This window comes from Muricauda sp. MAR_2010_75, assembly GCF_000745185.1.
Classification (GTDB): Bacteria; Bacteroidota; Bacteroidia; order Flavobacteriales; family Flavobacteriaceae; genus Flagellimonas.
Genome location: NZ_JQNJ01000001.1, coordinates 3,645,676 through 3,658,396, shown reverse-complemented (window position 1 = coordinate 3,658,396; position 12,721 = coordinate 3,645,676). Strand labels below are relative to the sequence as shown.

Genomic DNA, 12,721 nt, shown 5'->3' with positions numbered 1-12,721 from the left:
AAAATGAAGTTTTTGCCAGTTTTCCTTTAATACTTCTAGTTCCATAAGAAAACTATTTACCCATATGTCTCATCATTTGCCTTTTTGTTACAAAAAACAGTTTCTTTTAGATATTGGGAATTAAACCCCAGTGCTTTCAAAAAAACATTTGTAGATTTTACTCCTCCAACTTTCGTCTCTTCCGCTCTTTTTGCAATAAGGCCAATTCCCGTGAAGTCTGCCCGGCAACCGAAGTGTTCTCCTCTGCCCTTCGTATTAAATAGGGCATTACGTCCCGAACCGGGCCATAAGGCACATACTTCACCGCATTGTAACCCTGCGCCGCCAAGTTGAAGGTGATGTGGTCACTCATACCAAAAAGTTGCCCAAACCAAACACGCCCATCCGAAGGGTCAATGTTTCTTTCTTTCATGTGAGCAATCAGTTTAAAGGAACTTTCCTCGTTGTGCGTACCAGCAAATATGGTGATGTCTTCCAAATGCTCCATAATATAGGCTATGGCCGCATTGAAATTTTCATCGGTTTCCCTTTTGTTTTTGCAGATGGGGCTGGTATACCCTTTTTCCTGTGCCCTTTCATTTTCTTTTTCCATGTAAGCACCACGAACCACTTTTGCCCCGATTTTAAAGTTTTCATCACAGGCAATTTTGTGGATTTTCTTTAAATAATCCATTCGGTCCCAACGGTACATCTGAAAGGTATTGAAGACAATCGTCTTTTCCTTGTTGTACTTGCGCATCATATCAAGCACCAAATTGTCAGCAGCATCCTGCATCCAGCTTTCTTCGGCATCAATGAGCAACGCTACTTCTAGATCGTGGGCCTTTTTACAAACTTTTTCATATCGATTTATGAGGCGGTCCCATTCAGCCGATTCACTTTCAGTCAATTTTACGCCAGCACTGACTTTTTCATACAATTTGAACCGTCCAAACCCACTGGGCTTGAATACGGCAAAGGGAATGGCATCTTTTTCCTTGACAAAATCCAAAATTTCCAAGGTCTTCTCCAAGGCAAAATCAAACTGGTTGTCCGCTTCCTTTCCCTCTGCTGAATAATCCAAAATGGAGTACACCCCTTTCTCGTACATTTTGTCAATCACCGGAAGGCAATCTTTCTCACTGACCCCACCGCAAAAATGATCAAAGACCGTTGCCCTGATCAACCCCTCAACGGGGAGGTGTGCCTTAATGGCAAAATTGGTCACCGCAGTGCCAATGCGAACCAAAGGTTCATTGGCAATCATCTTAAACAAAAAATAGGCCCGCTCCAATTGGGAGTCGGTTTTTAACTCAAATGCTATTGCAGTATTCTCAAAATTTGGTTGCATTATTGGAAATCCATTAAAGATCCAAATATAAGTACGTATTCCATATCCATTTCTATAAAAATAATCTTTATTTAGCAGTGTAATTTGAATTATGGACTCTATAATATCACAATCCTACGAGGTTCATTTTGGAGAATTGGCGAAAGCTGCTCTAAAACAGCACATTGCAAAAAGTGGGTATTCCAAGGTGTTTGTTTTGGTGGATGAGAACACTAAAAAATACTGCCTTCCATTTTTTAAAAAGGAAATCATGGCTCACCCCATTGATTCAATTTTTGAGATTGAATCTGGGGAAGAAAACAAAAATATAGGCACCTGCACCAAGGTTTGGGAGTTGCTTTCCAATTTTGATGGAGATCGCAAAAGTCTTTTGATCAACCTAGGGGGCGGTGTGCTCACTGATTTGGGCGGATTTGTGGCTTCAACCTTCAAAAGAGGCATTGACTTTATCAACATCCCCACAACCCTACTTTCCATTGTAGATGCTTCGGTTGGCGGTAAAACGGGAGTGGATTTGGGTGTATTGAAAAACCAAATTGGAGTCATCAATCAACCTGTAATGGTATTGGTTTTTACTGAATTCTTAAAAACATTGGAGCCAAGACAACGGGTAAGCGGATATGCCGAAATGTTGAAGCATGGACTCATTTCAGACAGGGAATATTGGAATGAATTGAAGGAAACCGGCAATTTTACCGAACCTGATAGCATTCAAAAGTCCATTGCCATTAAAAACAAGGTTGTCCTGCAAGACCCAACAGAGAAAGGATTGCGAAAAATTTTAAATTTTGGCCATACCTTAGGACATGCCATAGAATCCTATTGTTTGGAAACCCCTGAGAAAAAAGCATTGCTCCACGGAGAGGCCATTGCCGTTGGAATGATTTTGGAAGGATATCTTTCGCACGAATTAAAAGGCCTTTCCAAACTTTACTTGGAAGAGATCAAAGAAACCTTTTTGCACTATTTTGATCCTGTTGATTTTACCGATGTGGATGTGGATGCCATCCTTCAGCTTCTTAAATTTGATAAGAAAAACACGCATGGGGACATTAATTTTGTATTGCTACAATCCATCGGAGAAGCCGTTTCTGATGTAAAGGTTCCCGAAGAACTTTTTTATAAAGCATTTGCATACTACAGGGAATAAGCACTTCATATACTATTTTTTTAGGTTTACAACTCTTTGAATAGCACCTACTTAAAAAGTTTTAGCTTCAGGATAGGAATTTAAACCTATCCATTATGAAACGTATTTTGATAGATTACAAAAAGCTGGACCATAGTGTTGCGGCGGTTTTGATTGATTCCTACCCTTATGGGTATGGCGATGATGACATCATCACCCTTAAAAAACCTAATGGAGAAATTATTGAGGCGGTTGAAGTAAAAACGGAAGACACCATTTATCTGGTGAAAATCAGTAAGAGCCTTTCCAACTTCATTGCCAATTTTGAAGAGACCATTGAAAGGGAATTGGAAAAAAGTTTAGAAAAGGAAGCAGTTTTGGATGCGGATGAAACCTCGTACAACGACTCAGATTTTGAAGCTGATCCAGATACGGACCCAGAAAACGAAAGCCTATATTAGAAAATTACACTACAAGTACCTTTTACGGATAATTTTTAAATGATGGGCCTGGTGACCGGATATGATATATCCCATTGCACGGACACTCATTTGGGACCCACTGGCCACCCCTACCCGTTTCATAACATCATCGTCAAAGGAATTAAAAAGGCATAGTGTTGATTCCCGGATTGCCTTGTATTCCTGAAGCAAATCATCCTTTGTTCTAGCAGATGCATTGGATTCGGGAACATATTCATCTTGGTCAAAACCAGGAAATGGCGTTTTGTCGTTGCGCGCAAAGCACAAAGCCCTGTATTGGAAAACCCGTTCCGTATCCATAATATGCAAAAACACTTCGGCCAAGGTCCATTTGCCTTCACCGTAGGCATAACTCAATTTACGCTCCGGAATTTCTTCCAAAAGTGCTATAAGTTCATCCCTTCCCCTATTTAATTCTTGGATTAGGTCCACATCACCCAAAGCCAACAAATAAGTCTGATAAAAGGGATTGTATTCAGAAATTGGTAATTCTGAACGCAACATATCCTATGAAAATAAAGGTTATAGTTCGTTGAAAATGGTGTGCATCAATCGTTTTTTGTCGTTGATGCTTTCTTCCAATGAAATCATGGTCTCCGTCCTACTAATACCATCAATGTCATCTATCTTAAAAATAATATTCTTGGCATGTGTGGTGTCCCGTGCACGGATTTTACAGAAAATATTGAATTTTCCAGTGGTGATATGCGCAACCGTCACATATGGAATCTGGTTGAGGCGCTCCAGCACAAATTTGGTCTGATGCGTTTTTTCCAAAAATATGCCCACGTAAGCAATGAAAGAATAGCCAAGCTTAACATAATCTAATGTAAGCGAAGAACCTTTAATGATCCCGGATTCTTCCATTTTCTTTACCCTGACATGGACGGTACCGGCGGAAATCAACAGTTTTTTGGCGATGTCGGTGAATGGTGTACGGGTATTATCAATCAACATATCCAATATCTGGTGGTCGATTTCGTCGAGTTTTACTTTGTTCATTACATTGAAATTTTCAGCAAAATTAGTTAAATAAGGAAATTTACGTAATAAAAATGGGTCTTTTTTAAATAAAACGCAAGACCTAACTAAAAATAGTTGATCATTCCTCAGCCTGAAGCAGTAATTCATACAGTTCCCTATTGGATTTTACAGCTTCAAAATCCATGGAATCAGCACATTTGAAGGTCTGATGCCCAAAAAAGCCGTTAAGATTTCCAACATCGATGATTTCGGGTTTAAAACGGATTATATCATTTTCCAAAATTTCCTTAAATCGAATCCCGATGGCACTACCTCCTGACAAAGCTGGGTTTAGTACCTGTGGATTTTTGACCAAAATATCATAGAACAACTTTCCATTCGCAGGAATGTTGAAATAATCACCTGTACTGAATTGGCCAAGGGAATCAGTGGACGCAGTTTTTAAAGCTTCGATCAGTGCCAAAAAAATGTATTTCCGTGTTTGTTCCCTTTCATAATCATTGGGATAATGTCCTGCTTCGAACAGCACTGTGGGAACTCCCAACATTTGAAAGCTGTCGCCCACACAATTATCATTGAATCCATCGTCATAACGCCCCACCTGGCCGGGAATCAATTTTTGAAGCATTGCGTTCATCGCAGCTATTAGTTTCATCGCTTTCACTCGGGTTGGTGTTATGTCGCGGGCAGCATTGCTTGATGGAGACAAAAAGGAAACCGTTGCAGGCTTCTCTACTTGCCCAGCACTGAAAAGGGTCCGCTGACCATGAAGGTTAAAGCAATAATCTGGTTTAAAATCCTCGAACAATTTTCTGAGCGCAACACTTTCAGGTTGGGTAAGTTGCTTGGCATCCCTGTTTAAATCAACTGCATTGGCATTGACACGGGTATACGCTTTTGCCCCATCTGGATTGAGCATGGGAACAACCATTAGGGTACAATTCTCCAAAATAGCTTTCGCCAGGGGATCATTGGAACGTAGAAAGTTTGCCATATCCCAAACTGCTTTGGTGGTGGTCGATTCGTTTCCATGCATTTGTGACCACATCAGAATGTGTTTGCTTCCGTGCCCCAATATAAAAGAGTGTATGGGAACCTTAAGCACGGATTGTCCAATTTCCTCGATTGACGAAGCGGGCAGTTCTGCAAAACATTTCTGCAGCATGTCATGGGTTATGTATCTATTTTGAATTGAAGCTTCCTTATATAATGAATGCGCTATCATGTATTCGGATTCTGTTTTCGACCACAAATGTAAACTTTGATTTGATTACAATTGTATCAATGTGCAAATACCTATTCTATACAAATGTATACAAGGACATGATGGTGTTTTGCAATACCTGTGACAAATGTTACTTAAAGTCAACGGTATCTATGTAAATAACACGTAAACAGTGGTTTGAATAGTATTATTTCAATATAAAGTTTAGATTGATAATTATATTATTCTTTATTTATTGCCTGTTTCTTGTTCAATGGTTAACTTTGGTGCTAACTAATTTACAATTGTGAATAAAGGAATTGTAACACGCATCAAAAGCATTATTGCTCATTACGGACTTAGTGTTTCAGCTTTTGCTGATACCATTGGCGTACAACGATCCAGCATTTCCCATTTGCTCAATGGAAGAAACAAGCCAAGTTTGGATTTTGTTTTAAAATTGGTCGAGGCCTATCCAGAAGTTGATTTGTATTGGTTGCTTCAAGGAAATGGAGAATTTCCTGCAAAAGAACCCCGGGAAACCCAAGTTACATTAAGAGAAGATTCCCCTACTCTTGATTTTGTGAACACCCCTCATAAACCCGAAGTAAAAGACAAGCAGCCCAAAAATCCACCACCAATAAAGACAATTGATGGGGATACCCCTGAAAGAATAGTCTTCTTTTACGCTGACGGAACATTTACCACATTCAAGTCAAAAAATGATTGACCCTTTTGGCTAGTTTCCGTTACTTTGCTGTATGGCAAAACATTTTCTTTTAGGAGTCGTATTAGCGTTATTGGCATCTTGCAAACAACCTCCCCAACGTAACTGCACCGATTTTAAAACTGGGGAATTTTCATTTACTACCATTGTTGATGGCGAGGAAAAGAAAACCACTTTCCAGAGGACCTTGGATACCGAAGTGGATTATTTTGAAGGGCATCGCGATACATCTTCCGTACGGTGGATCAACGATTGTGAATATGTGCTGAAGAACAAAAACCCAAAAAACAAGTCTGAAGAGAAATCAATCCATATAAAAATATTGACCACAACAGATTCTTCATATACTTTTGAATACAACGCCATTGGCGATAAACGAAAATTTAAAGGAACCGCTTATAAAATAGACTGATCATGTTTGAAATCTTTACCAGCCCCGATGCCTGGATGGCATTGCTTACCCTTACCTTTTTGGAAATTGTTCTTGGGATTGATAACATCATTTTTATTTCCATTGCTGCTGGAAAGCTGGAAAAGAAAAACCGTAGAAAGGCCACCAATATTGGATTGGTACTTGCTATGGTGATGCGGATTGTTCTGCTTTTTGGAATTACCTGGCTCACCAAAATGAAAAAGCCGTTTTGGGTCTTGGATGAATCATGGGTTACCGGTGGAATAAGCTGGCAGGCGGTTATTTTGTTCTTGGGTGGACTGTTCTTGCTGTACAAAAGTACCAAGGAAATCCATGAAAAGGTAGAAGATCGCGGTCACGATGAACGAGAGGTTAAAAAATCCCGTTCCTCGTCCTTGACCAATGCCATCGTTCAAATCACGGTAATTAATATTGTTTTTTCGTTTGATTCTATTTTAACGGCCATTGGAATGACAAATGGAATTTCCCCCAACCCCAATGATGCTCTTGTTCTAATGGTGACCGCAGTAGTTATTTCCGTGGTAATCATGATGTTGTTTGCCAATCCTGTTGGCGAGTTTGTAAATAGGCATCCGTCCATTCAGGTATTGGGACTTTCGTTCCTTATTTTGATTGGCTTTATGTTGATAGCAGAAGCAGCGCATTTATCGCACTTAATCGTGTTCGGAAATGAAGTAGGCTCCATACCCAAAGGCTACTTATATTTTGCCATTGCTTTTTCATTGATGGTTGAATTCCTGGACTTAAGAATGAAAAAGAATCAAGAAATGGGGCAAGAAGAAGTTGTTGAAGAAAACTGACCTAACGTCAATTGGGTCTTTGGTAGATTAACTCTGGGTGAGATTCTTTATATTTCCTGAAGAATTTTTGTTGCTGTTTCACCGTCATGGTGCTTCCATCATGGCTCCACCCCGGAGGACCAAAGATATACATCAGCTTATGGGATAACTTGTCAACTTTTTTTACATCGTTCCAAATATCCTTGAACTCATGTGTCAGTATAACCATGGGGTTATAAGAATTTGGGGCGTGTATCACACCGTATTTCACATCAATATCGTCATCGAGTTCCTTCCAGGTTCCAAACATTTTGTCAAAAATATTCAAGAATCCACCATGGTTCTTATCCAAGTATTCCACATTTTGGGCATGGTGCACTTGGTGCATGGTATGTGTATTGAAAATCTTTTCCAAAAAGCCCAATTTTGGAACATATTGGGAATGCAACTGAAATTGCCATAAGGCCTCAATTCCCAAACAAACCACTACCATTTCCGGAGGAAATCCAATGGCCACCATCCAAGCATAAAAGAAAGGCTTGTATAAAATAGTGAACCATCCGTTGCGGATTGCAGTTCCTAAATTAAAGTTATCTGAAGAATGGTGTACAATGTGTGCTGCCCAAAGTAAACGGATTTCGTGGTTGGCCCTGTGGAACCAGTAGTAGGTGAAATCGTCCGCTAGTTGGCAAAGTAGCCAAATGTACCAGGCATATCCAAAGGATTCATACCCGAGAAAATTTTGTCTGACACCATTAACTTCTGGATTGCAGAGTTCATAAACTGCTTCAAAAAAGACAATGGCAAAGGCCACTTTAAAGAGAGGGCCCAAAATGGCCGACCCAATTCCCATAAATCCACTAGCGGCTAAATCCTTCCATTCGTAGAGATGGTCGTCTCCATGTGCTTTGCTATAGGTAAGTTCAAATAAAATGAAGGCAATAAAAACGGGTACGCCGTATACCAACGGGTTGGTAAAATCCATAAGATATATTAAGCTATCTGGTTTTGGTGTGTGTCTAACTCGATACCGACAAAATAGGCAGAAAAAGCATTAAAACAAAGAGGTTTGATCAGAACCTTGATCTTTTGCTTCAATATCAGTATTGGGAGCGTCTATACTTTCCTCATCTATTACTTCCATTTCTTCTGCAGATTGTTCTTCGGGTTCCTCAAAGGGCAAGGAGTCCAATCGGTTAATATTTTTTACTTTTTCCGTAGTCAATTGATTTCCAATGGCCTTTATGCCCTTTACGCTGATAAATTCTTCAACATCCACTTCTTGGTTGGGCTTGGCATCCTTGCCGCGAGGCTTTATAAATTCAATTTCTATCACTGGACGCCAATCTGTGGAGACCATCTCCATAAACGACTTTGGATGTTCAGAAATCACCAATTCTTCTTTATTGGGATTTTCCACTAAAAAGCGCTTCAGGTAATACCGTTCCTTTTCGCCTTCATAATGCACCACGGAAATGGGCTTCTTTGGATTCCATTTCTCCAAAACGATCATGTCTTCATTAAAACGGGTCAACAAATCTGGAGCAATGGTCTTTACAATGCCTTTTTGGTCAATGACCAGCAAAAGATCATCACCTTTAAATTCTCCAAGTAACTCTCCCCTTCCATCTACATTGAGCCTGTTGACTACATCATCAAACCAAATTTTTCTGGGTTTCAATGTGGAAACCCCTTTTTCCTTCAGTTCGATGCGTTTCACGGCATATTTGGTGACCAGATTTCCTTTTGATGCCCTGCCTTTAATCAAAACATCGGCGAAATCCAGATCCCACTTCAATTTTTTGATACTACCTGATTGGCGCAACATTACGGTAACAACCTCAGCTTCACCATTGGGATTGGCAGAAAAATAAAGAACTTCCGCAGTGGCCTTATCTCCCGCCAATGGATATATTTTGTCCCGTGTAATACTGGTTACGTTGAATCGTTTGATGTAACTGGGACCACCTTTCCCGTCTTTATAAATCATATTATAAACGGTGCGCTTGTCTTTTTTCTTGAATACGGCAACGTGGAGGATGTTCTTTCCGATAAAAACCTTGGAATCCACCTTGGTTACCATCATCTCTCCTTTTTTGGTAAAGACAATGATGTCATCGATATCACTACAATCGGTGACGTATTCGTCCCTTTTTAGTGAGGTTCCAATAAAACCCTCCTCTCGATTTACATACAGTTTAGTGTTTCGGATGACCACCTTGGTAGCCTCGATATCATCGAAAATCCGTATTTCTGATTTTCGTTCCCGGCCGGCACCGTATTTCTTTTTAAGTTCCTTGAAATAATCAATGGCAAAGTCTACCAAGTGTGCCAAATGATGCTTTGTCTTGGCGATTTTTTCATCCAAACTTTCAATGAGTTGCTGTGCCTTTTCTAAATCAAATTTTGAAATCCGTTTGATGCGTATTTCAGTCAAGCGGACAATATCTTCTTCCGTTACGGCACGCTTTAGGTTTTTGGTGTGGGGTTTCAATCCCTTATCAATGGCCGCGATGACACCTTCCCAAGTTTCCTCTTCCTCGATATCGCGGTAGATTCTGTTCTCGATAAAGATTCGTTCCAATGATGCAAAGTGCCATTGTTCCTCCAATTCCCCCAATTGAATCTCCAATTCGGCTTTCAACAATTCCACGGTATTGTCCGTAGAACGCTCCAGCATTTCTGTCACTCCAATAAACAAGGGCTTATTGTCTTCAATGATACAGCCCAAAGGCGAAATAGACGATTCGCAGGCCGTGAAGGCGTACAACGCATCAATGGTTTTGTCTGGTGAAATATTTGGAGGCAGATGTACTAAAATCTCAACTTCGGCCGCCGTATTGTCTTCTATTTTCTTGATTTTAATCTTGCCTTTATCATTGGCCTTAAGAATGGAATCAATTAAAGAAGATGTATTGGTTCCATACGGTATCTCATTGATTACTAAGGTATTCTTATCAAGTGTTGAAATCTTTGCTCGAACTCGGATTTTCCCACCTCGCATGCCGTCATTGTAGTTGGTAACATCAATGATACCCGCTGTAGGAAAATCAGGATACAGTTTAAAACGTTGCCCCTTTAAATGTTTGATGGACGCATCTATAAGCTCAATGAAATTATGTGGCAATATTTTTGTTGACAACCCAACCGCAATACCCTCTGCCCCTTGTGCCAATAACAAGGGAAACTTTACCGGTAAATGAACAGGCTCTTTTTTTCTACCATCATAGGATAGCTGCCAATCAGTAATCTTTGGGCTAAAGACTACCTCCAATGCAAATTTGGAAAGTCTAGCCTCAATGTATCGGGACGCGGCAGCACCATCACCAGTCAAGATATTTCCCCAGTTTCCCTGGGTATCAATGAGTAGGTCCTTTTGTCCAATTTGGACCATGGCATCCGCAATGCTGGCATCACCGTGGGGGTGGTACTGCATGGTATGCCCCACTACGTTGGCCACTTTGTTGTAACGACCATCGTCCAATTCCTTGAGGGCATGCATGATTCTGCGCTGTACCGGCTTGAATCCGTCTTCAATAGCGGGAACGGCCCGCTCCAAAATCACGTACGAAGCGTAGTCTAAAAACCAATCCTTGTACATCCCAGTAACCTTGACCAGGCTATCTTGGGAATTGTCCTCTTGGTTTTCTAAACCTTCATCATTCAGTTCTTCGTTCTCTTCCATTTAGAAGGGCGTGCATTTAATAGGTTTATAGTTGGTTTTCCTCAACTAGATCAAGTTCAACTTTAAGGTTATTTATGATAAATTCTTGTCGGTCTGGGGTATTTTTGCCCATATAGAACTGCAACAGACTATCTATGCTCATGGCCTTGTCCAACATTACGGGTTCCAATCGAATATCGTCTCCAATAAAATGCTTGAACTCATCCGGAGAAATCTCACCCAATCCCTTAAAACGGGTGATTTCTGGTTTTCCGGTCAATTTTTCAATGGCGTTTCTTTTCTCTTCTTCACTGTAACAATAAATGGTTTCTTTTTTGTTGCGAACCCTAAAAAGCGGCGTTTGAAGAATATACAGGTGATTTTCCTTGATCAATTCTGGAAAAAACTGTAAAAAGAAGGTAATCAACAACAACCGAATGTGCATCCCATCTACATCGGCATCCGTGGCGATTACAATATTGTTGTACCGCAAATCCTCCATGGATTCCTCAATGTTCAACGCGGCCTGTAGTAAATTGAATTCCTCGTTTTCGTAGACAATCTTTTTGGACATTCCGTAGGAATTCAATGGTTTGCCTCGAAGACTGAAAACAGCTTGCGTATTTACATCCCTCGACTTAGTAATGGAGCCTGATGCAGAATCCCCCTCAGTAATAAAAAGGGTGGTTTCCAATCTTCGATCCTTCTTCATGTCCTGTAAATGTACCCTACAGTCCCGCAATTTTTTATTATGAAGGCTTGCTTTTTTAGCGCGTTCCCTAGCCAATTTTCGAATGCCTGAAAGTTCCTTTCGTTCCTTTTCGGCCTGAACAATTTTGCGTTGGAGAGCCTCAGCAGTTTTAGGATTTTTATGCAAGTAATTGTCCAGTTGGGTGCCTACAAAATCATTGATATAGGTACGTACTGTGGGCAGTTTTCCACCCATGTCCGTAGAGCCTAACTTGGTCTTGGTCTGGCTCTCAAAAACAGGTTCCATCACTTTAATTGAGATGGCAGAAATGATTGACTTTCTTACGTCTGAAGCATCGTAGTTTTTTCCGTAGAAATCACGAATGGTCTTTACCACAGCTTCCCGAAAAGCGGATTGATGTGTTCCGCCCTGTGTGGTATGCTGCCCATTTACAAAGGAATGGTACTCCTCGCTATATTGCGTTTTGCTGTGGGTCATGGCTACCTCAATATCATCCCCTTTTAGGTGAATGATGGGATATAGAAAATCGTCTTCATTATTGTTGTCCTCCAACAAATCCTTCAATCCATTCTCTGAATGGAATTTTTCGCCATTAAAGACAATGGTCAACCCAGGATTGAGGTAGACGTAATTTTTGAGCATGCGTTCCACATACTCATTTCGGTATTTGTATTTTTTGAAAATGGACTCGTCCGGTACAAAACTTACTTTGGTTCCACGCCGTCTGGAAGTCTCTTCCAGCAGCTCTTCGTTGGTCAGGTTTCCGGTTTCGAATTCTGCAGTTTTGGATTGCCCATCACGGGTGGACTCCACCCGAAAATAAGTAGATAGGGCATTCACGGCCTTGGTCCCTACCCCATTCAATCCCACGGATTTTTTAAAGGCTCGCGTATCGTACTTACCACCGGTGTTCATTTTGGAAACCACATCCACCACTTTTCCCAGTGGAATGCCACGTCCAAAATCACGAACATGTACCGTGTTGTCCTTTATATTGATTTCGATGGTCTTCCCAGCACCCATGACAAACTCATCAATACAGTTGTCTATGACTTCCTTAAGAAGAATGTAAATACCATCGTCTGCGGAGGAACCATCTCCCAGTTTTCCAATGTACATCCCTGGGCGCATGCGAATATGCTCCTTCCAATCCAGGGAACGAATGTTATCCTCGGTATACTGGGTTTGCGACATTAGTTAAGGGTTAATCCTTGCAATATAAAATTTCGGAGCAAAAATAAAAGTATTGGCGGCAGAAAGTAATCAACAAAGAAAAC

General features: G+C 40.7%; 12 protein-coding genes. 5 read left to right on the top strand and 7 right to left on the bottom strand.

Translation table 11 applies throughout. The annotated features are described in order from the left end of the window. Nucleotides 1-157: 157 nt before the first annotated feature. On the bottom strand, nt 158-1,330 hold the full coding sequence (locus FG28_RS16405) for a proline dehydrogenase family protein (RefSeq protein ID WP_036384681.1): 1,173 nt from the start codon (nt 1,328-1,330) through the stop codon (nt 158-160). 91 nt (nt 1,331-1,421) lie between these two features. Here FG28_RS16405 and aroB point away from each other — a divergent pair, with 91 nt between their 5' ends. Together aroB and FG28_RS16395 are read left to right on the top strand one after the other, a co-directional pair. Beyond that, the gene (gene aroB, locus FG28_RS16400) at nt 1,422-2,480 is read left to right on the top strand and encodes a 3-dehydroquinate synthase (protein ID WP_036384679.1); all 1,059 of its coding nucleotides are present in this window, start codon (nt 1,422-1,424) and stop codon (nt 2,478-2,480) included. A 95-nt stretch (nt 2,481-2,575) separates the two neighbouring features. After that, nucleotides 2,576-2,920 carry a hypothetical protein gene (locus FG28_RS16395; RefSeq protein ID WP_036384677.1) on the top strand — a complete coding sequence of 115 codons (345 nt, stop codon included), beginning with the start codon at nt 2,576-2,578 and terminating at the stop codon, nt 2,918-2,920. A 9-nt stretch (nt 2,921-2,929) separates the two neighbouring features. On the opposite strand, the gene FG28_RS16390 is transcribed toward FG28_RS16395, so the two are convergent. The 3 genes from FG28_RS16390 to FG28_RS16380 form a co-directional block, all read right to left on the bottom strand. Continuing rightward, a complete protein-coding gene (locus tag FG28_RS16390; RefSeq protein ID WP_036384676.1) occupies nt 2,930-3,445 on the bottom strand; it encodes a DinB family protein in 516 nt (171 codons plus the stop codon). Nucleotides 3,446-3,463: 18 nt separating this feature from the next. Next, on the bottom strand, nt 3,464-3,943 hold the full coding sequence (locus FG28_RS16385) for an Lrp/AsnC family transcriptional regulator (RefSeq protein WP_036384670.1): 480 nt from the start codon (nt 3,941-3,943) through the stop codon (nt 3,464-3,466). A 100-nt stretch (nt 3,944-4,043) separates the two neighbouring features. Beyond that, a complete protein-coding gene (locus FG28_RS16380; RefSeq protein ID WP_036384668.1) occupies nt 4,044-5,150 on the bottom strand; it encodes a M14 metallopeptidase family protein in 1,107 nt (368 codons plus the stop codon). A gap of 286 nt (nt 5,151-5,436) precedes the next feature. On the opposite strand from FG28_RS16380, the gene FG28_RS16375 reads away from it, so the two are divergent. The 3 genes from FG28_RS16375 to FG28_RS16365 are packed head-to-tail and all read left to right on the top strand — an operon-like array spanning nt 5,437 to nt 7,089. Beyond that, a complete protein-coding gene (locus tag FG28_RS16375) occupies nt 5,437-5,859 on the top strand; it encodes a helix-turn-helix transcriptional regulator (protein ID WP_051947427.1) in 423 nt (140 codons plus the stop codon). A gap of 31 nt (nt 5,860-5,890) precedes the next feature. Continuing rightward, a complete protein-coding gene (locus FG28_RS16370) occupies nt 5,891-6,268 on the top strand; it encodes a hypothetical protein (protein WP_036384664.1) in 378 nt (125 codons plus the stop codon). Nucleotides 6,269-6,270: 2 nt separating this feature from the next. Continuing rightward, nucleotides 6,271-7,089, top strand: coding sequence for a TerC family protein (locus FG28_RS16365; protein WP_036384660.1), 819 nt, complete (start codon nt 6,271-6,273; stop codon nt 7,087-7,089). 7 nt (nt 7,090-7,096) lie between these two features. Here the strand turns inward: FG28_RS16365 and FG28_RS16360 are convergent, their stop codons facing one another. The 3 genes from FG28_RS16360 to FG28_RS16350 all read right to left on the bottom strand — a co-directional run bounded on the left by FG28_RS16360 (nt 7,097) and on the right by FG28_RS16350 (nt 12,638). Further along, entirely contained in the window at nt 7,097-8,053 is a 957-nt protein-coding gene (locus tag FG28_RS16360; protein ID WP_036384659.1) for a sterol desaturase family protein, read from the bottom strand. Nucleotides 8,054-8,122: 69 nt separating this feature from the next. Continuing rightward, entirely contained in the window at nt 8,123-10,753 is a 2,631-nt protein-coding gene (locus FG28_RS16355) for a DNA gyrase/topoisomerase IV subunit A (protein ID WP_036384658.1), read from the bottom strand. A gap of 25 nt (nt 10,754-10,778) precedes the next feature. Then, nucleotides 10,779-12,638, bottom strand: a complete 1,860-nt coding sequence (locus tag FG28_RS16350; protein WP_036384657.1) for a DNA topoisomerase IV subunit B — start codon at nt 12,636-12,638, stop codon at nt 10,779-10,781. Between the last annotated feature and the right edge of the window lie 83 nt (nt 12,639-12,721).

What these genes read in the sequence shown, in the direction of transcription:
- FG28_RS16360 (WP_036384659.1), bottom strand. Translation starts at nt 8,053, where the DNA reads ATGGATTTTACCAACCCGTTGGTATACGGCGTACCCGTTTTTATTGCC.
- FG28_RS16385 (WP_036384670.1), bottom strand. Translation starts at nt 3,943, where the DNA reads ATGAACAAAGTAAAACTCGACGAAATCGACCACCAGATATTGGATATG.
- FG28_RS16390 (WP_036384676.1), bottom strand. Translation starts at nt 3,445, where the DNA reads ATGTTGCGTTCAGAATTACCAATTTCTGAATACAATCCCTTTTATCAG.
- FG28_RS16395 (WP_036384677.1), top strand. Translation starts at nt 2,576, where the DNA reads ATGAAACGTATTTTGATAGATTACAAAAAGCTGGACCATAGTGTTGCG.
- aroB (WP_036384679.1), top strand. Translation starts at nt 1,422, where the DNA reads ATGGACTCTATAATATCACAATCCTACGAGGTTCATTTTGGAGAATTG.
- FG28_RS16405 (WP_036384681.1), bottom strand. Translation starts at nt 1,330, where the DNA reads ATGCAACCAAATTTTGAGAATACTGCAATAGCATTTGAGTTAAAAACC.
- FG28_RS16350 (WP_036384657.1), bottom strand. Translation starts at nt 12,638, where the DNA reads ATGTCGCAAACCCAGTATACCGAGGATAACATTCGTTCCCTGGATTGG.
- FG28_RS16355 (WP_036384658.1), bottom strand. Translation starts at nt 10,753, where the DNA reads ATGGAAGAGAACGAAGAACTGAATGATGAAGGTTTAGAAAACCAAGAG.
- FG28_RS16365 (WP_036384660.1), top strand. Translation starts at nt 6,271, where the DNA reads ATGTTTGAAATCTTTACCAGCCCCGATGCCTGGATGGCATTGCTTACC.
- FG28_RS16380 (WP_036384668.1), bottom strand. Translation starts at nt 5,150, where the DNA reads ATGATAGCGCATTCATTATATAAGGAAGCTTCAATTCAAAATAGATAC.
- FG28_RS16370 (WP_036384664.1), top strand. Translation starts at nt 5,891, where the DNA reads ATGGCAAAACATTTTCTTTTAGGAGTCGTATTAGCGTTATTGGCATCT.